The organism is Shewanella sp. LZH-2 (assembly GCF_016859145.1).
Classification (GTDB): domain Bacteria; phylum Pseudomonadota; class Gammaproteobacteria; order Enterobacterales; family Shewanellaceae; genus Shewanella; species Shewanella xiamenensis.
Genome location: NZ_CP069350.1, coordinates 1301412 through 1323757, shown reverse-complemented (window position 1 = coordinate 1323757; position 22346 = coordinate 1301412). Strand labels below are relative to the sequence as shown.

Below are 22346 nucleotides of genomic sequence, written 5' to 3'. Positions count from 1 at the left end.
TCGTGGTTTGTATCTGCTAAGCCATTTTTATCAAACGCACATATCAGCAAAAACCTAGTAGGCATAACGCAGTTTTAACTCCTCCGGATGGGGATTTAAGTACACTTGATCTTCAATATATGGCGTTGGGAATTGTCTTAAGTAATGGTTAATCAAGGTGATAGGTACTAACAGAGGCAAGAGTCCTTGACGATATTTCATAATCATTTCAGACAGTTCTTGTTTTTGCTCCTTGGTTAAGTGCTTTTTAAAATAGCCCTGAATATGCTGCAAGGTGCTGGTATGATTTCTACGGGTCGCATTAATTTTTAAGGCGGTCATAAAGCCTGTAAAATAGCGGTCAGCGGTCGCTTCAATATCCTCAATATTGGCCACAATCGGTCCAAGCTCGCGATACCATTTAGGACTGTGGGCCATTAATAAGTACTTATAACGGGAGTGAAACTTCACTAACTTATGCTTAGTCAGCCCCTCGTGACGCATTGTATGCCAGTCGTGATAGGCGTAGACCCGAGTAAAAAAGTTTTCCCGCAGCACCATATCGTGCAAACGCCCTTCTTCTTCAACCGGTAAATGGGGATAACGCTCCATTAATTTGCGGGCAAATACGCCAATACCGGATTTAGAGCCGTTATTGGTGCCAATCTTGTACTCTGTCACACGTTCCATACCGCAGGTTGGGGATTTAGCACATAGTAGATAACCGCCTAAAAAATCTAACTCTTCTACTTTGCGCTCACTGAAATCATTGAGTTTTTCGGTGACATCTAAACTTCCATCCGCGCTCTGTACCCGTATTTGTTCACCATCGCGTACTAAACGAATACTTTTACGAGGTGCGCCTAGGCCAATCGCCATTTCTGGGCAGATAGGAACATAATCAAAAAATGGGGCAATTTCTTGATTACAATAAGAGGAATTTTTATGACCACCGTCAAAACGCACCTTTTCCCCCAATAAGCAGGCACTTATCCCTATTTGAATACGTTGCGGATTAAACTTGTACATAATGAAATTCCTTGTATCAATTTAGATACTATTACGGACCAATCTTGTACAAGGATCAAGTTTTTGTACAATTTTTTATAAAAATATTTTTCTACTAAAAATCCAACGAAAGTCGCCAGAGTTTGGCCTTGATATTGCTTAATTTATTTGCCCTATTGGCGCGGCATCTGAAAGTGAAAATCGACGAGGAAAAATAAGGAAATGACTGTCATCAATCCCAATAGCTATGCGGCCATCGCGTTGAACCAAGTAAAATCGTTGCAAACTCAGCAAACGCAAGGTGTATCAAGCCCTGCGGAAAATCCGAGAGCTCAAATGATAGCCCCGCAAGATACAGTCACCCTATCTGGCGGCGTGACTCGAGATGCTGAAAGCAGTGATACCTATAGTCAGCTTGCGCCTAATGCCAAACAACATTACACCGCTAATGTGCAACATATTGCCGGTACGGCAGAGACTGAAAAGCCGCATAATAGATTAGAAGACGCAATGCAGGCGATTCTCGATAAACGCACAGGCATTGATAGGGATAAGCTTAAACAGCTAGATGCGGAGATAGCAAAAATAGCAGGTGATGACAGCTTATCCGAAGAGGAAAAAGCAAAAAAAATTGAATTACTCCAAGCTCAAAAAGTGGAGCTAATTAAAGAAGCCACTGAGAAAAATGAAGAACGACAACGCAATAACCAGGCTGAAGTGTATTTTAGTTAACCTGAACTCGGGGTGACGAGTGTCGGAAAAATCTAAATTTAACAATCAAAATCAATGCTATAAATGATTTTTTTGAAAAGAAGAACCTTTTTCCTGACTGAATGCGCAGATTTTTGCGCATATCAAGGCGCTCTGTCGTATGCCATAGCGAGCTATGGTTAGACAGAGCAACGCAGAGAGGCCCGAAAAGATGCCTATTCAGCGGCTCTACTTATCCCGAGCTCAGGTTAGTTAATAACGCGAGCGGTATGGCAAGAACAACAAGCCAACTGAATCATCACGTAAAACCATTAGCGAAATGATCGTCCGCCCTATCAAAGGGCGGCTCGCTATCAGAATAAAAGCTTAAACAACCTTGTCGCCTTAATTAGCGCTTTTTACCACCTAAGGCGCGTTTTTTAGCCCGTTGTTTTTGAGCAGCTTTGCTATTGCGTCTTGGCTCAGAGACCATTTTGTTAAAATCGGGTTCAAAGCCAGGATACCATTGTTGTGGCAAACGCTTATCGAGCAAGGCTTCGACTTCTTCTAGCAGTAGCGCATCCTCTTGGCTAAAAAGCGTAATAGCCATCCCGGCACTGCCAGCGCGACCAGTACGACCGATACGGTGAATGTAATCTTCAGCAATAAACGGCAATTCGAAATTAATCACATACTGTAGCTCAGCAATATCAAGTCCTCTTGCGGCCACATCGGTGGCAACTAAGACTTGCACTTGTCCTTGTTTAAACTCCTGCAATACCTTTTCCCGCGCACCTTGGGACAGGTCGCCATGGAAAGCTTGCGTTGCCACCCCGAGTTGATTGAGCTGAGTGGTCAGCTTATCGACACCCTGCTTAGTGCGGCTAAAGATCAACACTTGCTGCCAATTTTTGCTACGGACTAAATGGCTGACAAACTCAGTTTTACGATCGCTATCAATCGCATAGACTCGCTGCTCTATCTGGGCCGCGGTCGTATTACGTTTAGCCACTTCAATCAGTTTGGGATTACGCAGAAGGTTTTTGCTGAAACTAAAAATCGAATCATCCAAAGTGGCGGAAAATAGCAACGTTTGTCTGTGAGCGGGCACTTGCTTAAGTACGGCTTTGATTTCATCCATAAATCCCATATCAAGCATCCGATCTGCTTCATCAAATACCAGTGTGTTCAATTGGTTAAGATTGAGTGCACCTTGACGTAAATGATCAAGCAAGCGGCCTGGGGTTGCAATCAACACATCAATCCCGGCGTTAAACACCGCTTGCTGCGCCTCGATACTGACGCCGCCGTAGGCTATGCCCACACGAATATCTGTGCCTTTCGCATATTTTACAAAGCTTTGCTGAACTTGTAGTGCCAACTCCCTTGTTGGCACTAAAACTAAGGCGCGGATTGCTTTTGGCGCCTTAAGGTTTTCGTTATCAGCGATTAAGTGTTGCAGAATGGGTAAAGCAAAAGCAGCAGTTTTCCCCGTCCCAGTTTGAGCCCCCGCCATCACATCCTGTTTTGCTAAAATGGCGGGAATGGCTTCAACTTGAATAGGCGTGGGTTGTTGATAACCAAGTTCAGCTAAGGTGTTAACTAATTGGGTATTTAAGGAAAGCGCGCTAAAAGACATGAAACATCACCAAAAACAATCATGCCGCAATGTTAGCAGACCGGACTGACTGCGACCAGTTTACGATCGCGCCTTTAATATCATGCTTATCGGTCACAGCCACACCACTACTTAGGTTTGGTAAACAATTCCGCTTCAGTAAAAAAGGCCTCAACATCCGCTGGTAATTGTGGGCGGCTAAAGAGATATCCCTGTGCTTGGTCGCAAAAATTTTGAGTTAAAAACTCGGCTTGCTCGGTGGTTTCTACCCCTTCCGCAACAATATCTAATTTTAAGGCATGGCCAAGGGCAATCACAGCTTTAGCTATCGCGGTATTGTTGGTATCGAAGGGAATGTCTCGAACGAAAGACTGGTCGATTTTAAGCTTATGAATTGGAAGTTTTTTCAAATAATTCAGTGATGAATAACCCGTACCAAAATCATCGACCGAGAGCTCAATGCCCAAATCACCTAACAATTTTAAATCACGAATCGCGACATCCGGATTATTCATCATCACACTTTCTGTCACTTCAAGCTCAAGGCACGTTGCAGGTAAGCCTGTTTGCGTTAGGATACGTTTCACGTCCTCCACAAAGGAGCCACGTTGCAACTGCTGTCCTGCGACGTTAACCGCAATGCGGCCAAACTGTTTACCGTCAGCCAACCAACGCACACCTTGCTGGCAAGCCGTTTCAAGCACCCACAAACCAATATCGTAAATTAAGCCAATTTTCTCGGCGACGGGAATAAACATCCCTGGGGAAATTTGTCCTAAAATCGGATCGTTCCAACGCAATAGCGCCTCAACTCCAACGGTTTTGCGGGTCACCAAATTTAATTTGGGTTGATACATCAAATACAGAGAATTTTGCTCAAGTGCACCATAAAGTGCACTCTGCAACTTTAAATGCTCGATCGATTCTTTGGTCAATGATTCAGTGTAAAAGGCATAATTATTTCGCCCCTCACTCTTAGCGCGATACATGGCGGCATCGGCATTGCGTAGCAGCGTATCAGCATTACTACCATCACTTGGGTAAAGGGAAATCCCCATACTGGCGGTAAGGCGTAAATGATCCCCGGTGCTTACCACAAAAGGCAGATCAAATACTTGGCGCAATTGGTTAATTGCCGCTGTAGCATCCTCATGGCCTTGAATGCCGGAAATCAGCGCCACAAACTCATCGCCACCAATACGTGACAACACATCTTGCTCCTGTAATTGGCTGCGAAGACGTTTAGCCAGTTCCACCAGCATTTCATCGCCAATACTATGACCAAAACTGTCATTAATGTGTTTAAACAAATCCACATCAATAAAGACTGTCGCTAGTTGGGCATTAAGTCGTTTCGCATGCCTGAGTTCTTGCTTAAGCTGCATCATCAGCTTCATGCGATTCGGCAAATGAGTCAGTGGGTCAAAATAAGCTAAATGAGCAAGTTGCGCTTCACTCTGTTTTTGAGCGGAGATATCAGCGAAAACTGCGACAAAATAGCGGATCTCCCCAACCTCATCGTAGATGGCGCTAATAGTGATATTTTGCGGAAAAATAGTGCCATCTTTACGTCGATTCCAAATTTCACCATTCCACTTACCAGCATCGAGTAAATGATTCCACATGGTTTCAAAAAAAGCTCTATCGTGACGGCCGGAATTAAATAGGCGTGGATTTTGCCCAAGTAACTCTTCCCGCGAGTAACCTGTAATCTCGTAAAAGGCACCATTAACATCGGTAATATTACCGTGCCTATCAGTCACGACTACACCTTCAAGGGAGTGTTTAAAGACATTGGTAGCGAGGGTAAGTTGTTCTTCCACTTCTTTATGTTTAGAGATATTACGGGTCATGCCTATCACGCCCGCCAGTTCCCCCTCGGGCGTTAAGGCGGGGATTTTAAGAGTCTCTAGCCATAAGTGTTTATTTTGATTCTCACCATCTAAACATTCAGCAACAATAATTGGCGCCCCAGTCTCAATAGCAAGTTTGTCACCATTGAGAAAAATATCCGCAATCGCTTTGCCAAATAGCTCTTCGTCCGTCTTGCCAATAATGTCACTGCGGGGTAGCTCCCACGCATTTTCAACACTTTGGTTGCAAATGGTGTAAACACCGTCGGTATTTTTGACCCAAATATGCTCTTCAAAACTATCGATAAAGATCTGCAAGTCAATAACATCCATCGACTTCGCATCACCGCGCAAGGCGGCCATTTGCAGTCGTTGGGCCCTGTGCAACTCACTCAAATTAAGCTGTAGGCTATTAACCGTTAGGGAAGCGAGTTGCAGTGCCTTATCATCTAACTGTAAAGGAGTATGATGATATAAACAAAATACCCCGAAATGCGCTCCAGAATTCCAGATGATAGGCAAATAAATTAAGCTTCCAAGTCCGGTATCACGCCATTTTGGCGTTGATTTTACATCCGGGATCAAGGCTTGCTTGAATGCAGCAGCATGACGTACATCTAACGGAATATTAACCTGATGATGGCTAAAGGTACTTGATTCGTTGAAGGGATAATGGGAAGCGGAGCGAGTGGATGGGGTATTAACTTTAGGTGTCGCATGTTGATAGAGGTTTAAATGAGCTTTATGATTAAAATGCCGAACAAGAGCTTCTATATCAACAAGTTGGCATCGTTCAGACTGAATTAACTGACGATATTCACCCGCTGCATTCGCAGTTAAAATCACCGCATGCGACTGAGTGATATTGGCGACTAACTGTAAGTCGTTTGCCCAATCTGTTAACTGCTTTTGTGAAATTGCAAAATCAATCATAAGCTTGCTAACTATAGCCTCTACAATTCCATGTTAAATAAGGACAACAAGCGCCCCCCTAAAAAACACTACACCAACAACAATACCCACCCACTGTCTTAATAAAATCTGAGCCTAGGCTGAAGTACAAAACCAGTACAATCCCATGCTCAATTGACAGATATTACCGCAGACACTCAATCAGCGTCATTCACTAATACATAATTATTTGAGTTATTAGCAGATTAGTTTGTTTCAGATAACGAAATTTAAACACCATTATCGCCAACAGACTCACTGTCGATAAAGGTTAGACTCAAAGCTACTCAAAAATGAGTACGTCAGTAAAAGCTTAGCAATAAAACATTTGAATAAAAATCAAACATCTTCATCTTCGTTTCGCAAGCAAAAATTCACGCCTACAAACAGGGCCGAATCCCAAGGTATAGCCCCCTCGCATAAGGATTGTTTAAGTAGAAATTACCGTCTTTTCATTGACAATAACATTATCCTATTGTCTACAATGGAAATAATCAGAAAGAAAAACAAGGATTTTTATGCCTACCGTGCCTACAGCCACACCCGCCATCCCGTTAACGAGCCAGCAGCTTTACCGAAAGTCAGAACTTAAACAGCTTAATACTGAGTGCCAATCTACAGCCCAGCTCACGCCACTCGATGATATTGTTGGCCAAGAACGTGCCCAACAGGCGGTAGAATTTGCCATGGGGATAAAAGAAAAGGGCTATAACATCTATGCGATCGGCCAAAATGGTCTCGGTAAACGAACCATGATGCTGCGCTATCTCAATCGCCACGATCCCATAAAACCTGCGTTATTTGACTGGTGCTATGTGGTCAACTTTGACGATACCCGCAGCCCTAAAGTGCTAAAACTCACCGCTGGCACGGGGCAAGAGTTTAAGAAATCCATCGAGAAACTCATGCTCAAACTGGTAAGAGCATTACCCTTAGCCTTTGATAATGAAATGTACTATGCCAGAGCTGAAAAACTTAAAAGCCAACTGATACAAAAGCAAGAAGCCGCACTCACTGAGCTCAGCGAAGAGGCCAAACAAAAAAATATTAGTCTGAGCTTAACCATGCAGGGAGATTATCAAATGATCGCCCTCAATGGTGATGAACCCCATGATGAAGCCAGCTTCTGCGCCCTCACGGAAGCCGAGCGTAGTCAATTTGAAAGTAATATCAATGGGCTAGAAGTAAAACTAAGGAGCATTATTCGCCAAAACACTGAATGGGAAGAAGAATTTAGTGATACTCAGCAGGAACATGATGAACAAGTTGCCAAGGATGTGTTGATCCACTTTTTTAAACCCTTGAAGGATAAATATAAACATCAACCAGATGTCAGAGCATTTTTAACCGGGATGCAGGCAGATATCCTAAGTAATTTAGATATTTTCCTTGAAGAAAGCGAAGAACAACTCGCCCTTGCCTACGCTTCACTTGAAAAGAAAATGCCCCGCCGCTATCAGGTCAATGTACTTGTATGCCAAGGCGAACAGAAATTCCCCATCGTGGTCGAAGAAAGTCCAAGCTACCACAGCCTGTTTGGTTATGTTGAAAACGCCACCTTCAGAGGCACAGTGTTTACCGACTTTTCATTGATCCGCCCAGGAAGTTTACATAAGGCAAACGGTGGCGTGCTGTTAATGGATGCCATCAAAGTGCTTGAACGCCCCTATGTTTGGGATGGGTTAAAGCGAGCATTGCGTTCACGCAAGTTGGATCTGAGTTCATTAGAGCGGGAAGTCTCATTGTCAGGCACCATTTCATTAGCACCGGAACCGATCCCGTTAGATGTTAAAATTATCCTGTTCGGTGACCATGAAACCTACCAACTATTACAGCATTATGATCCTGATTTCAGTGAACTATTTAGGGTAACTGCCGACTTTGAAGATGTCATGGATAGAACCGACGACTCCGAAGCCCATTATGCCCGATTTATTTCCAGTATTGTCCACGATAACAACATGCTGCACTGCGACCGTAGCGCCATCGCACGCATCATTGAATACAGCTCACGTGAGGCACAGGATCAACAAAAGCTCTCACTGCACTCTGCCAATATTGCCAACCTATTACGGGAATCCAACTTTTGCGCAAAAGCCGCAGCAAGTGAACAAATAGAAAAGCAACATGTTGAACAGGCACTTAAAAATCAAGAGAAACGCGTCTCCCGCCTGCATGACAACATCATGGAAAGCTTCGTTAATGGCACCACACTAATTAATACTCACGATAAAGTCGTTGGTCAAATCAATGCATTATCTGTTGTTTCTACTTCAGATCATCAATTTGGTCTGCCTAATCGCATCACCGCCACGACCGCGTATGGTAAAGGAGAAGTGCTGGACATCGAACATAAGGTCAAACTGGGTGGGCGAATACATTCTAAGGGCGTTTTAATCCTTACCGCCTATTTAGCCTCTGTGTTAGGTAAAACCGCGCAAATTCCTCTCACCACTTACCTCACCTTCGAGCAATCCTACAGCGGTGTCGATGGTGATAGTGCATCAATGGCCGAATGCTGCGCTATTATCTCCGCCATCAGTGAATTGCCCTTAAGACAAGATATTGCCATTACTGGCTCAATGAATCAGTTTGGCGAAGCCCAACCTATCGGCGGGGTTAATGAGAAAATTGAAGGCTTTTTCGATGTGTGTCAAATCAAGGGTAGAACCTCGAGTCAAGGAGTGATTATTCCCGAGTCGAATATTGCAAACTTAATGCTACGCCAAGATATTGTGGAAGCGGTTGAGCGTGGTGAATTCCATATTTGGGCGATTAACCATGTTACTCAAGCGATGACTTTGCTATTAGGTAAAGCCGCTGCGATAGTGCAAACCGATGTGAGTAAACACACAGAGCACTATGCATCAGATTGCGTGTTCGGCATTGCCCAACACAAACTTAATGCTTTGAGAGCACTCAGCAAAACGAATTCATAGTCTCGATTGAACAATAGATACAAAAAGCAAAAAGGGTTAGCTTAGCTAACCCTTTTTTACCAGCGTTGCAATCTAAACCTTAAATCAAGGTTGCTAACATCTCATCACTATAAGCCACCAGCTCCTCGCCTTTACGCACTTTAGCAACATAATCGGGGTTAGCGATAAAGGGGCGACCAATTGCAATTAAGTCAAATTTATCCTCAGCAATGGCCTTGCTCGCCGTCTGTGCACTATAGCTGCCCACACCCACTAGCGTTTTGCCATAGTGTGCACGAACATAACTTGATGCAGAGCCGCCTAAGTAATCAAACTCCATACTGTCATCGAAAATACCGATATGCACAAAGGCCAGATCGCGTTTTTCTAACTCAGGAAGTAAATAATCAAAAACCGCACGGTCACGGCTATCGCTTGCCATATTGAAATAGGCGCCAGGGGAAATACGTAAACCCGTTCTGTCTTTACCAATACGCGCAGCAATTGCATCGACCACTTCTAAGGCAAACCGTGACATATTGGCTGGTGTGCCACCATATTCATCGGTACGACGATTACTATCATGGTGTAAGAATTCATCAATCAAGTAACCATTAGCACCGTGGATCTCAACGCCATCAAAGCCGGCTTCAATCGCATTCTCAGCCGCTTTTGCATAATCACGCACCAGCCCCTGAATATCTTTAACCGTTGCAGCTTTTGGCGTTACATAGGTCAATTCACGCATTCTTGGCACACTGCCTTCAATTTTCTGGGCAGAAGGAGCCAGCACATCACCACCACCGAAGAAATGTGGATGAGCAACACGGCCTGTATGCCATAATTGCACAAAAATCTTACCGCCATTGGCATGCACAGCATCAGTCACTTTGCGCCAGCCTGCAATTTGCCCTTGGGTAAAAATACCGGGAGTGTTTGGGTAGCCTTGGGCATCTGGGCGAATAATCGTGGCCTCGGAGATAATCAATCCGGCTTCAGCACGGCGTGCATAGTAAGCCACCATATCATCGGTAGGAACCAAGTCGGCATCAGCCATGCAGCGCGTTAATGGCGCCATCAAAATACGGTTTTTTAAGGTTATCGTGTCATTAAGCTTATAGGTGTCGAATAGATTACCTACAGAGTTCACTGCATTTTCAATCGTCATTGGTTAAACCCCATTCTTGAATGTACGTTCAAGATATTACTATTTGAATGATCATTCAAGAACATTTTTGAATGTTTGTTCAAAATTAGTTAGAATCTCCGGCAAGTATCGGTAAGAGGTAAGAATGCAATGCGAAACGCAGAGTTTGATAGGGCGCAAGTACTCAGAGGGGCAATGGCGGCCTTTATGCGTAAGGGGTATACCAAGACCAGCATGCAAGATCTCACCCAAGCCACCGGATTACACCCTGGGTCCATTTACTGTGCTTTTAGTAATAAACGTGGATTACTCATTGCCGCTATCGAGCAATATCAACAGGATAGAAACGAGCAATTCAAGCTTATCTTCTCCAACAACCAGCCAGTGCTTAAAAATTTAAAAACTTACTTAGATAATGTCGTCGTCGAATGTATCAGCTGCGATAGCCAGCAAGCCTGTTTACTGACCAAAGCGTTAAATGAAATCGCCGAGCAAGACGATGAGATTCAACATATTATCAGTCAGAATCTCCATCTATGGCAAAACGCACTCACCGCACAATTTGAACTTGCAGCTTCTCAAGGAATGTTACAAGGGCAGCTCAATAGCGAGCAGAGAGCACAATATTTAATGATGGGAATTTATGGCTTACGAACCTTCGCCCACACCCATCCGCAGGCGGAGATATTGCAGCAATTAGCCAATAAACTGTTTGATGATGTTTGCAGATAACAGTCGAACCTGACGCTTATTTAACCGAACACATAAAGCAAAAGGACGATAAATCAACTTATCGTCCTTTCAATATGATGTTTTGCCAGTATATTTTTTCTTAACCTATATTTGCCTGTGCAAAAACACGCTCACCGAGTGAGTTCAAAATCTTACATTCACCTTCTAATACGGCAATAATGGATTTTCCTTTGCGAAAACTTGCAGGAATCATCACACGACCTGACTCGCTAACAGGTAAACCTTGTAACACCGAATTGTGCATAATTAACCCAACGGGCGCATCATAATACAAAACTGTAACAGTCGCTTGTGTTGCTTGCATAACTTTTAACTCACATTAAGCAGTATCTACTGCTATCGATCAAAGTGGCAAGAGTCTCCATTCATCTCTTATGAAAACAAAACCCAAAACTTGTTTTACCATTTAAAATCAACAAATTAAAAACTCAAAGCGATATAGCTTTGTACAAAAGATAAAGACATCATCGCGCCATGAATATCACATCATTTAAGCACTTCGGCAAATAGATGCCAATCTATTTCTATTTTGTTAATCAAATCCGCACAATCGATCACACTTAAGTAACAAGGGCAGATGAATATTTATCTACAAAATAAAAGCGTTAATTCTATATTAAACTACTGTTACTTCGCTTTAAACCCTACTCGAAAACCGCCCCAGTGTTTACCATTAACATAAATGGGTACTGACAAGTCATGCATAATCTCCCCGGTATCTCGCTTATAGGTTTGCAGTAAAACAGGATCCGTATGTGTCCCACAACGGCTGCCCGTTGGGTCATTAAATAAGCGTTTAGTGCGATTATGCACCATATCAACCTCAACTTTGCCCGTTAATGCTTGGCTAAAGCGTTTATTATGGGTTGGGAAATAACCTTTTTTATCAACGGCTCCAGCATAAATGATCTCACTATGCTTAGCTAAAATCGGTTCTTGAATCGCGGGAAAATGTTGATCGGTGAAACGGTCAAATGCTGTGGTATATTTCTGCGGCTGAGTATTGGCAATTGGCTGATATTTGGGACTAAACAACTCTGCTTCCGTAAAACTACCATTAGCTAATCCTTGCGCAAGTTTCTCTCCGCAAGCTTTTGCCGCTTCATTAGCGACTAATAGCACTTGTTGATCAAAGGTTTGAGTATCCCAATGAGACAATGCTTTAAATATACCCTCTGTCGTTAATGACAGGGTAAACGCCTGCTCAGAAACCGTCATGCTTTGTCTTCCTGTCGCAGTCAGCGAGTCACGGATCTGCGCTACCGAGTTGCTAATCTCATTGGTGGTATGATTGTATTGCTTAAGGGATTCTTCCATATCTCCAAGGGCATGCGCAGAACGAGTTACAGAGGTTGAGATATCAGTAAAGTGACCATCCAACTCCCCCATCGCACCGACAACATCAGCAGTTTGCAAAACCACTCGTTCCATTAACGCTGAACTTTTGTCTGTTTCAGCACGAATTTCGAGCAGCATCTTACCGATATCTTGGGTCGCTCCAGCCGTTTTTCCGGCAAGGCTTCGAACCTCATCAGCTACCACAGCAAAGCCTCGCCCTTGCTCTCCAGCTCTTGCCGCTTCAATAGCAGCATTTAATGCCAGTAAGTTTGTTTGTTCCGCAACCGAATTAATGACCTCGGTGATTTTTTGAATTTGTTCAGCTTTTGACTTTAAGGCCTGCACTTGCTGAGCGGCAGTGTTGATATCAGCATTTAATGATTCGATAGCAGATACGCCCTTTTGTGCTTGAGTTCTGCCTTGCACACTCAAGCGCTCAGCCTCTTGGGTTTGGACTAAAATGCTGCTGGCATTATCCCCAAGCAAAGCAGTTGTATTACTCAATTGCGCCGCAGCCACCGCGATAGCACTCGCATGTTCACCATTGGACTCAATCGATTTATTCAATAAATCAATAAAATGTGATACCTCAGCTGCACCAATTGCAATCTTACTGGTTTGGACACTGATATCATGTTCAGGAGAGCTTAACCGATTGAGCCTAAGAGCATTTTCATCAGGATTTGGCGCCTTGATACTCAAAAAACGCTTAACAATCCATAATACCCACACACAAACTATCCCGCCTAAAACCAAGGCATGTGTCAAACCGGATAAGGAGATGGCATTAAGTAAAAGGCTGCCAAACACAACTAAGACTAAACTCAGTGCAATGACGATTTTATGTTGTAATTCCATATTTGTATCTCACCAAGAAAACGCACATGCAAAGTGAGAGAAGTGAGTATTCACTTGCTATCCATTGCTATTTGATTCGCCGCAGTAAGTAGAATAGACAAATTCAAGCACTGCGTAGTGAGTCTATCCTTCTGACTAAATTGAACTATTCATCCTAAAACCTATAGCCTATCTTCAGCGCTCTAACGCGCTTATGGCATTAGACATTAGTATAGATTTCGCCGAATTACCCAATAAATCCTTCCTAAAATCCTCTGCCCATTTTTAGCTGACAAAATGTGGTGCTTATCGCTTTATTGACAAGAATTCCAACTCGAGTGACTGCACATACGGCAAGAAAACTGCTACTATCGGCGCAATTTTTTTGAGCTAACGAGATCAAGATGGGCAGAGCATATCAAAACCGTAAAGAATCCATGGCGAAAACAGCTGGCCAGAAAACCCGCCTTTACTCACGCTACGGTAAAGAAATTTACGTAGTCGCCAAACAAGGTGGTGTCGAGCCGGACGGCAACTTATCACTCCGTCGTTTAATCGAACGCGCGAAGAAAGATCAAGTACCAGCACACGTTATTGAACGTGCTATTGATAAAGCCAAAGGTGGTGGCGGTGAAGATTATGATACTGCCCGTTATGAAGGTTTCGGCCCAGGTAACTGTATGGTCATCGTCGACTGCTTAACCGATAACGTAAAACGTACTTTTACGGAAGTACGTCAAGCCTTCGTAAAAAACGATGCCAAACTTGGTACACCCGGTACAGTAGGCCATATGTTTGACCAGTCTGCCGTATTCGTTTTTCCTGGTGAAGATGAAGATGCCATTCTTGAAATTCTGATGATGGCTGATGTCGATGTGAATGACGTTGAAGTGGAAGATGGCATGATCAGTGTTATCGCACCACACACCGAGTTTTTCAAAGTTAAAACGGCACTGACAGATGCAATGCCTAACATCAACTTTGAAGTCGAGAACATCACTTTTGTGCCTCAAACCATGACCCCAGTGTCCGGTGAAGATGTGGCAGTATTCGATAAATTTATCGCCGCTTTAGAAGATTGTGACGACGTGCAAAACGTTTATCACAATGCAGAAATTCAAGATTAATTAAAATCTTACTTAACAAAAACGCAGCCAATGAGCTGCGTTTTTATTTGCGATCATGCATGAAATTCAATCGCAGCACACTTGGCCAAACGCGCGAGATCTCGTAGCGCGCTTCATGGAGGGACTCATCATCGCGATGGGCCATAATCATTATGGAAAATAGTTGCCACTGCCGAAAGCGGCGCCATATCCATACAATACCCACCGACCACTAACACCTGCGAGTAACAAAGCGTTACCGCATCCGGCAATTGGTATCGCAATGCCAAGGTTGCATTCCTACTATCACTAACTCATTACCTCATAGGTTAACGACACCGCAACTCCCGCTTAATAAAAACAACGTAGCTTGGTTTTATCAAAAACGCTGCTCACATTGAGATAGGACTCTAATATATTGATTTGAAATAAATATGCAGCATCTCCATATAGCTGGCGCTATTAGGCGTGGTTAATAAACCACATATCAGATAAAACTTCACAAACTGAATTAAATAAATAATTCGAATAACTTAGCGGATTAAGACTTTGCCTGCGTGATAGACATAGTCTCTTATGGAATACTTACCTTAGAATGGATGATAAATTGTGATTGAAGGAAGCAAATAGGTGCAAGGAAATCGATTAACCAAAGCAGAAACGATGCTAATTGGTGCGGGTAGCCTCACTTGGGCACTTGTCGCTTGGCTGGGATTTAATCAAGATATTCAAGCCAAGCTACCCACGCTCAACAAAAGTTGCCATATAGCACTTTATGCATTGTTTATATTATTGTTTTTATTGCTGACAATCTTCGAACATTCTCGTAAAAGTCTCAAGATAAATAGGTTTTTAACCATAGTACTTGTTTGCTGTACCCTCGGCTTAATGCTGTTAAGTGAGCATTCTTTGTTACCCATCTTGCTCGTAATATGGGCGTCACTGTTACCCGAGTTCTTTAGCCGCAATGCCGCGATAGGACAAATCCTGTTAGCCAATCTTAGCTATTACTTCATTCTGCACTCACACACCTCAAACAGTATTATTTTTAATGTCCTTATTTATATGGGATTCCAGCTATTTGCTTACAGCAGTAGTCAAGCGAGATTGTCCGAGCGCGAGTCTCGCCGGATACAGGAACATCTTAATCAACAACTTATCGCCACGAGAGCCTTGCTGAGTCAAACCAGCGAGCAGCAAGAAAGGTTGAGGATCTCACGGGATTTGCACGATATTCTCGGCCACCAACTCACTGCGTTATCATTGCAACTTGAGCTATTAAGTCATCAAGCACCTACGGAGCTCAAATCCACAGTCAATCAGAGTAAATCACTTGCCAAGGAATTATTAGAGAGTATCCGCGCCGTGGTTCGTGCGCAGCGGGTTAATATTGGCCTCGACTTAAAGCCGCCGCTTGATGCAATAGCAAGCCGTTTACCTAATGTTAGCTTGCGGTATAAATCATTAGTGCCGCTACAGTCGACTGAACTGGCTCAAGCCTTATTACTGGTATTGCAGGAAGGGATCAGTAATGGGGTGCGCCATGGCAAGGCCAATCAGTTCACGCTGTCGATGCAACAGCAACAAACCGAACTTATCATTCAACTTAACGATAATGGTCAAGGTATTAACCAAACCGCTTCAACAGGTATCGGGCTCAATAGCATGCAGGAAAGGTTATCAGCCTTTAATGGTAAGGTGTGTTTGCAGCCCAATGAAAATGCTAAAGGTTGTAGCCTTATTATCCGGCTGCCACAAAATACAACAATGTAAAAGACATCCCAACAAAACGGGTTACAAGGAATAAGTCGCTACTTATGGAAAAATTTCAATCGGCAATCACAACTGATAACCCATCCGCACCTCATACTATCAGGGTGGGATTAGTGGAAGACCAACAGTTAGTTCGTCAGGGGATCGCGAGCCTGATTGCCATTTCTCAGCATATCAAGGTGACTTGGCAGGCCGAGAATGGTCAAGAAGCACTTAGGCTGCTGGAAACTGAAGCCGTAGATTTACTATTAAGCGATATTCGCATGCCAGTGCTCGATGGTATTAGTTTGCTAAAACAGCTTCGCGCCGCACAAAATCCCTTACCAGTAATAATGTTAACCACCTTTGATGACAGCGAATTGTTTTTAAATAGCTTACATGCTGGCGCAAATGGCTTCTTATTGAAGGATGTGTCTCTGGATAAGTTACTGCATGCCATTGAAACAGTTGCCAAAGGTGAGTATCTGATAGAACCTTCAGTACTTGAACAGATGCAGCACCGATCTCCTACATCTCTATCTCCTGCGCCTCTCAACATTGCAGCTCAAGCGTTGTTATCGGCTCGCGAGCAAGAGATTTTACGCTATATGGCGGGAGGGTTTTCCAATAAAGAAATCGCCGATGCAGTATTTTTGGCCGAAGGAACCGTGAAAAACCACGTTTCAACCATTTTGGCTAAACTCAATTGCCGAGACCGTACTCAAGCAGTACTAAGAGGCTTACAAATCGGCTTAATTTAGGACGGATCACACCAACGAAAAAGGGCCTTAAAGGCCCTTTTCAATGTAATCACTGCCGCAAAAAACTAGCGTAAATCCATCTCTTGGATAATTTCATGGGCAATAGGTGGTGTTGTGCAGGTCGGCTTTTCATGTAAATCGGCCTTTAACTGACCTTTACGGTGTTTTAGTGCAGCATCCAATTTTTTAGCTGCTGCAGCAATCGCGGGGTACATGATTTCATCCGTACCTGAGGCGGAGATGCGACTGCCTTCGTAATTTGTTCGAATTTCAACCTGAAACTCGCCATGCTCCTTAGCAATAATGATATCGAGCCCAATGAGAGTGGGGAAATGAGTGGCGATTTTTGAAAACTTTTCGTTAACGTGTTCTTTGACAGAATCAGTAACATCGACATGGTGACCAGAAAGATTAATTTTCATAGGTTGTCCCTTTTAGTGTCTTTACTTTTTTTTCGCTTCACATTAGAGCTTGGGGCATGGCAAATAAAACACAAGCCCCCTAGACAAATATTTCGAATGAAACAGGTATTAGCAGCAGCTAAATGTGAGGCTCATCAAAGAAATAGCACAATACGGGAACGTTAAAATAAATTAACTGGTTGATTTATAACCGACAAAAAAAATAAATCAACCAGTTGAATGCCAAGTGCTAATACTTACGCTGCACGCTTTGTTGCCAGAATTGCTGCGATAGGTGATGAGTTTTTGTCGATAAGCGCGAAACCTGCTCGCCCCTTGCCGCCGCATCTTGAGTCTGCTCTAAACTCTGCTGCGCCAAATCGCTGATCACATGGATAGCACGGCTAATTTCCGCCGCCACAGATGTCTGTTGAGTCATTGCTGCTGCATTGTCATCACTTAAAGAGTTGATCCGAGCGATAGAGGATAACAACTCACCAAAAGCCACACTGGCATCCTGTGCTAAAGAGACTGAGCGCTTAACCTGCTCCTGTCCGGCCGTCATCGTCGATGTCGCTTTTTGCGTGCTATCTTTAAATCGACTCACAATTTGCTCAATTTGTGAAGTTGACTGACTGGTTCGGCTAGACAATTGCCGCACCTCATCGGCAACGACAGCAAATCCCCGGCCAGTCTCCCCAGCCCGTGCCGCTTCAATTGCCGCATTAAGCGCCAGTAGATTAGTTTGGTCGGCGATAGAGCGAATAACTTCTAACACTTGATAAATCGCTTGGCTATCCTGCTCTATGGTTTGGACCACATCGGAAAAATGGCTCACCTGCACACTCAGTTGATGGATAGCTTCGATAACAGTTTCAAGCCGTGAATGGCCGCGCTGTGCAGCCTCATGGCTGGAGACCATTTCAGATGCCGTGCGATGGATATTATCTGTTACCTCAGCAAAACTGGCACTCATTTGTTCCATTGCCGTTGCCGCCTGGGTGGTTTGTACGCTCTGACTATCGGCATGCTCCCAGGTATTAGTGATGGTTTGTTTGAGATTGACGCTCTGCTCTTGTATTTCACTTGCTGAATCCGCCATCCGGCCAACAACCCCACCGATTTCAGTAATTAAAAACCGCAGAGCCAGATCAATTTTCCCGATTTCATCCTGTCTACCGGTATAAATACCCATCGCGACGGGATCATCAATAATATGAGTAGCAACGCTGACCAATGCTTGTAATGGTTGCATAAGCTTGTACCACAATACCCAAGCAACTAAAGCCCCCACAAGTGCGGCTAATAAAGGGGAGTAACATGCCAAAAACGCCGTCGCCGCAATAGCTAAAAACATGGAGGAGAGAATTTTCCCCCGAAATCCTAATCTATCTTTTTTTAATGCTTTAGGTTGTTTACCTTGATTAATGCCTTGATAAACATCTTCAGCTGCTCTGATTTGCTCAGGTGTCGCCTGGCGACGTACTGATTGATATTCATGAATTTTGCCATCTTCATATACAGGTGCAACATAGGCATTGACCCAATAGTAACCGCCAGTTTTGGTCTTGTTTTTGACTATGCCCATCCAAGGTTTGCCGCTTTTAATTCTATCCCAAAGCATTTTAAACGCAGCGGCAGGCATATCCTCGTGACGAACGATATTGTGAGGACTCCCTTGCAACTCAGTAACGCTATATTCACTTATCTGCGAAAAGGTTTGATTAACGTACTTAATATTTCCTTTCAAATCGGTCGTAGAGAGTAGGATTGCGTTTTCAGATAGGTGTTTTTCACCTTTTTTTGAATGTGTTTGCATAGGGATATCAAAATGACTCCAAGTGAAAGTTGCAGGGGATTTTGCCAAAATGACAGAACACCTACTTTGATTAAGTTCACACTGAAAGCAGAAAATTTAACCAAATGCTAAACAAGTAAGATCAATCTCATCAATAAAACCAAACATTTGTGACATATTGCACAGGGTTATGCATAACGCGAGCTAGCACTCAAAATGCGTTAAGGATATTTTGTGCACCGCCTCAATAAATGCAAATGATATTGTTTATCATTTAAATCAACTGCGTTATAATCATCAAAACAATAGCCTGATAGCTCATTAGAATGCCCGCTGTATTCAGCTATGGCTGAATTGGCATTTGGATTAACCGTTTAATATTGACTGAAATAAGTAGCACTTATGTCACATATCCCAACATCAAATTCCCCCCTCTCAGCGATAGCTGTACGTCCTGTATCGGGTTATTTTCAAGCCGCCATTCGGTGGCTAAAACAAGAGCAAACTCAATTTGGTTTGCAGGTATTTGTTCGCGCGAGTGCTGCGTTATTGGCTGGCTATATTGCAGCGGCAACGCTGGCCTGTTTACTGACTCAAATACTGCCAATGTCTCGATTTGAGAGCACATTAACGGCCAATATGCTGGCATTCTTGTTTTATGCCATCGCCATTATTTATGCCTTTTGCGTTCGTAAAACCTGGCATGCGTGGCGGGATCTGATGTTATTTAGCCTCCTGTGTTTTACTCTGCTTAAGGTGTGTGGACAGTAAGATGAAAGAAACCTTTTTTAGAACCTTATCTTGGCTACACACTTGGGCGGGTTTACTCGTTTGCTGGGTATTATTGCTGATCTTTTTTGCAGGCAGCCTGAGTTATTTTCGCCATGAAATCAGCCTATGGGCTGAGCCAGAACTTCACCGCGGTACATTTCAAGACTATCAAGCAAATCAATTAATAAGCCAGCTTGATAAGGGCCAATACTATATCGAGAGTCATTCGCCAGCGGAAACACAACGCTGGTTAATAAATTTTCCGACCCAGCGTAGCCCTATGCTTAGCTTTGCTTGGCAACTGCCGCCTGAAAAAGGGCAACGTCGTGGCAAAATCGAGCAACATACGGTACTTGCTGATGGGAGTGGCGTCATCACTGACGTCCGCGATAGTCGTGGGGGTGACTTCTTCTATCGTTTACATTTCGACCTACACTATATGCCCGCCATTACAGCGCGCTACATTGTGGGCATCTGCACCATGTTTATGCTGATTGCCCTTATCAGCGGTATCGTTATCCATAAGCGTATCTTTAAGGATTTATTTAGTTTTCGTCAAAACAAGGGCGCACGCTCTTGGCTCGATGCCCATAATGTCAGTTCTGTTATTGCGCTGCCTTATCATCTGATGATCACCTATACCGGCCTTATTACCTTGATGCTGATCTATATCCCATGGACGGTAAGCACAGCTTATCCTGAGGATAATCAAGCCTTTTTAAAAGAACTCAATCCGGCAAGACAAACGGAGAAGGCCTCAGGCATTTATGCCGAGCAAGTACGTTTAAGCCAACTGTTACCCCAAGTTCAGGCTGAATGGGGCAATGCGCCAATCAAGCAGGTAATTGTTTCCTATCCTCAAGATAAAAATAGCCAAGTGACCTTCTATCAAAATACTGGCAAAGAGGTCACCGATGAATCAACACTCCTCGTGTTTAACGGCGTGACAGGTGAACTCAAATACGCCAGTCCACACGAAGTGTCAGGAACGGTGGCAACCTACGACACTATGATGTCACTGCACACCGCGCGTTTTGCTGCGCCGTTGCTGCGTATTTTGTTCTTCTTCTGCGGCTTACTCGGCTGCGCCATGGTAGCGACTGGCACCTTAATGTGGGCAATTCGTTTGCGCCAGAAACAGCAAAAGGCAATCGATAAAGGCGAGAAACCGAGCAGTGGCCTGCGCTTAGTTGAGGGATTAAACTTCATGTTTATCTTAGGCTTGCCCTTGGGTGCGGCTGCATTTTTCTATGCCAATCGCATATTACCCGCCGATTTTGCAACGCGTTCTGCTTGGGAAGTACATAGCTTCTTTATTGCTTTAGGTGCTATGGGCGTGTGGGCATTTTTCGGGCGCAGCAGACGCGATTGGCAAATAGCTCTGGTGCTGATTGGCACACTCTATTGTGCGCTACCCATACTCAATGCACTCACATCGCCAAGCCACTTTATTGATAATATCCAGTCTCAACAGTGGGCTTTGGTTGGTTTTGATGTGTTAGCGGTTTTAATCGGTGTAGTAATGCTATTTGCCAGCACAAAACTCTCTGTGGTGGAAAAAACACTGCAAAAAACGAATCGAAAAAACACTATTTCAGATAAAAAACCTATGCGAAAACCCGTTGAGACCACTTACGCTACCAAACTTACCTCATCGCCCTTGGAGGAAGCAAAGTCATGATGCCAGAATTTATCCCTATGCTCGGCATTCTCGGGCTTAGTTATCTCTCCCTTGCGCTGTTTGCGTTAGCTAAGTTTGGCCACTTTAAAGATGTGTTTAAACGCCCACCGTCACAATGGCAGAGCCGCCTATTAACCCTGTTTGCTTGGCTGTTATTAATCATTAGCTTAAGCACCTGCGCCCACGGACAAGGCTGGACCTATGGCAGTATTCTGTTTATGGGGATCATCTCACTAGCCGCCATGTTAGTGATTTTGACCCTAAGCTACAGCCCACGCCACCTTCCCATAGGGATAGTCACTGGCAGTGTATTGACTGGCAGCTTACTGTTAAGTGGTGGGATCTAAACCGTTTCACAGATGGCGCACTAAACTGTGCGCCCCATGCTGGAGAAGTATTTTTAGCTAAGCTATAGTGCCCTGATGTCCTGCAATAAGGAGAAAAACATGGGCTTTAACTTAACAGTGAATTGGCAAACCTCGCCAGCAGAAGAAGGCGAATTTTGCCGTGATCACAGTATTACCTTTGGCAGCGGTCAAACGATTCAGGCATCCTCAGCCCCTGAGTACAAGGGCAATGCACATTTTGTCAATCCAGAGGAAAGCCTGCTCGCGGCGTTGTCTTCCTGCCATATGCTGACCTTCCTCGCTATTGCGCACCTCAAACGCCTCCCCGTCGTGTCCTATGTCGATGAAGCATCTGCGGAACTAGGAAAAAATGAAGCTGGTAAACTTGCCGTCACTAAAATGATCTTAAATCCTAAGGTCGTTTTTGCTGAAGGTGTGGAAGTCACTCAGGAAACACTTGAGAAAATTCACGAAAAAGCCCATGCAAACTGCTTTATCGCTAATAGCTTAGCAACGGATATTCAAATAAAGTTTTGATGGTTATAGGCAAGTTCATGCAGATAGACTTGCCATAGACCAATTACCTTGCCGCAAAAATAACGATGAACCGTTAACCAGCACCAAATCTATAGGCAAA

The 22346-nt window shown here is 43.9% G+C and carries 18 protein-coding genes; 10 read left to right on the top strand and 8 right to left on the bottom strand.

Annotated features, from left to right (window positions below):
* Positions 1 to 54: 54 nt before the first annotated feature.
* Positions 55 to 1008, bottom strand: a complete 954-nt coding sequence (locus JM642_RS05930) for a DUF523 and DUF1722 domain-containing protein (protein ID WP_037420865.1) — start codon at positions 1006 to 1008, stop codon at positions 55 to 57.
* A 201-nt stretch (positions 1009 to 1209) separates the two neighbouring features.
* On the opposite strand from JM642_RS05930, the gene JM642_RS05925 reads away from it, so the two are divergent.
* Positions 1210 to 1719: a hypothetical protein gene (locus JM642_RS05925; RefSeq protein ID WP_144375292.1), complete on the top strand. Its 510-nt coding sequence runs from the start codon at positions 1210 to 1212 to the stop codon at positions 1717 to 1719.
* Between the two features lie 367 nt (positions 1720 to 2086).
* On the opposite strand, the gene JM642_RS05920 is transcribed toward JM642_RS05925, so the two are convergent.
* Positions 2087 to 3316, bottom strand: coding sequence for a DEAD/DEAH box helicase (locus JM642_RS05920; RefSeq protein ID WP_203433137.1), 1230 nt, complete (start codon positions 3314 to 3316; stop codon positions 2087 to 2089).
* Between the two features lie 107 nt (positions 3317 to 3423).
* Positions 3424 to 6081: a bifunctional diguanylate cyclase/phosphodiesterase gene (locus tag JM642_RS05915; protein ID WP_203433135.1), complete on the bottom strand. Its 2658-nt coding sequence runs from the start codon at positions 6079 to 6081 to the stop codon at positions 3424 to 3426.
* A 536-nt stretch (positions 6082 to 6617) separates the two neighbouring features.
* Here JM642_RS05915 and JM642_RS05910 point away from each other — a divergent pair.
* Positions 6618 to 9038 carry an ATP-binding protein gene (locus JM642_RS05910; RefSeq protein ID WP_203433133.1) on the top strand — a complete coding sequence of 807 codons (2421 nt, stop codon included), beginning with the start codon at positions 6618 to 6620 and terminating at the stop codon, positions 9036 to 9038.
* Between the two features lie 79 nt (positions 9039 to 9117).
* On the opposite strand, the gene JM642_RS05905 is transcribed toward JM642_RS05910, so the two are convergent.
* Positions 9118 to 10185 carry an alkene reductase gene (locus JM642_RS05905; RefSeq protein WP_203433132.1) on the bottom strand — a complete coding sequence of 356 codons (1068 nt, stop codon included), beginning with the start codon at positions 10183 to 10185 and terminating at the stop codon, positions 9118 to 9120.
* A 129-nt stretch (positions 10186 to 10314) separates the two neighbouring features.
* On the opposite strand from JM642_RS05905, the gene JM642_RS05900 reads away from it, so the two are divergent.
* Positions 10315 to 10896 (top strand): TetR/AcrR family transcriptional regulator, encoded by a 582-nt coding sequence (locus JM642_RS05900; RefSeq protein ID WP_055647802.1) that lies wholly within the window; start codon positions 10315 to 10317, stop codon positions 10894 to 10896.
* A 100-nt stretch (positions 10897 to 10996) separates the two neighbouring features.
* On the opposite strand, the gene JM642_RS05895 is transcribed toward JM642_RS05900, so the two are convergent.
* Together JM642_RS05895 and JM642_RS05890 are read right to left on the bottom strand one after the other, a co-directional pair.
* Positions 10997 to 11221 carry a TIGR02922 family protein gene (locus tag JM642_RS05895; RefSeq protein WP_037420886.1) on the bottom strand — a complete coding sequence of 75 codons (225 nt, stop codon included), beginning with the start codon at positions 11219 to 11221 and terminating at the stop codon, positions 10997 to 10999.
* Positions 11222 to 11544: 323 nt separating this feature from the next.
* Positions 11545 to 13113, bottom strand: a complete 1569-nt coding sequence (locus tag JM642_RS05890; protein WP_203433130.1) for a methyl-accepting chemotaxis protein — start codon at positions 13111 to 13113, stop codon at positions 11545 to 11547.
* 383 nt (positions 13114 to 13496) lie between these two features.
* Between JM642_RS05890 and JM642_RS05885 the strand changes: the two genes are divergently transcribed.
* From JM642_RS05885 to JM642_RS05875, 3 genes are all read left to right on the top strand, one after another.
* Positions 13497 to 14219, top strand: coding sequence for a YebC/PmpR family DNA-binding transcriptional regulator (locus JM642_RS05885; protein WP_037420892.1), 723 nt, complete (start codon positions 13497 to 13499; stop codon positions 14217 to 14219).
* 609 nt (positions 14220 to 14828) lie between these two features.
* Positions 14829 to 15971: a histidine kinase gene (locus tag JM642_RS05880; protein WP_203433128.1), complete on the top strand. Its 1143-nt coding sequence runs from the start codon at positions 14829 to 14831 to the stop codon at positions 15969 to 15971.
* A 44-nt stretch (positions 15972 to 16015) separates the two neighbouring features.
* Entirely contained in the window at positions 16016 to 16711 is a 696-nt protein-coding gene (locus JM642_RS05875) for a response regulator transcription factor (RefSeq protein WP_109277906.1), read from the top strand.
* Positions 16712 to 16776: 65 nt separating this feature from the next.
* Here the strand turns inward: JM642_RS05875 and raiA are convergent, their stop codons facing one another.
* Together raiA and JM642_RS05865 are read right to left on the bottom strand one after the other, a co-directional pair.
* Entirely contained in the window at positions 16777 to 17133 is a 357-nt protein-coding gene (raiA, locus tag JM642_RS05870) for a ribosome-associated translation inhibitor RaiA (protein ID WP_023266557.1), read from the bottom strand.
* 229 nt (positions 17134 to 17362) lie between these two features.
* Positions 17363 to 18931 (bottom strand): PAS domain-containing methyl-accepting chemotaxis protein, encoded by a 1569-nt coding sequence (locus tag JM642_RS05865; RefSeq protein ID WP_037420899.1) that lies wholly within the window; start codon positions 18929 to 18931, stop codon positions 17363 to 17365.
* Positions 18932 to 19312: 381 nt separating this feature from the next.
* On the opposite strand from JM642_RS05865, the gene JM642_RS05860 reads away from it, so the two are divergent.
* The 4 genes from JM642_RS05860 (at position 19313) to JM642_RS05845 (ending at position 22246) form a co-directional block, all read left to right on the top strand.
* On the top strand, positions 19313 to 19681 hold the full coding sequence (locus JM642_RS05860; protein WP_037420902.1) for a DUF3649 domain-containing protein: 369 nt from the start codon (positions 19313 to 19315) through the stop codon (positions 19679 to 19681).
* 1 nt (position 19682) lies between these two features.
* The gene (locus JM642_RS05855; protein WP_203433126.1) at positions 19683 to 21362 is read left to right on the top strand and encodes a PepSY-associated TM helix domain-containing protein; all 1680 of its coding nucleotides are present in this window, start codon (positions 19683 to 19685) and stop codon (positions 21360 to 21362) included.
* Complete coding sequence (locus JM642_RS05850) at positions 21359 to 21709, top strand: DUF3325 domain-containing protein (RefSeq protein WP_037428781.1); 351 nt, start codon at positions 21359 to 21361, stop codon at positions 21707 to 21709. The genes JM642_RS05855 and JM642_RS05850 overlap by 4 nt, the downstream gene beginning before the upstream one ends.
* A gap of 99 nt (positions 21710 to 21808) precedes the next feature.
* Entirely contained in the window at positions 21809 to 22246 is a 438-nt protein-coding gene (locus JM642_RS05845; RefSeq protein WP_055647797.1) for an OsmC family protein, read from the top strand.
* Positions 22247 to 22346: the final 100 nt, after the last annotated feature.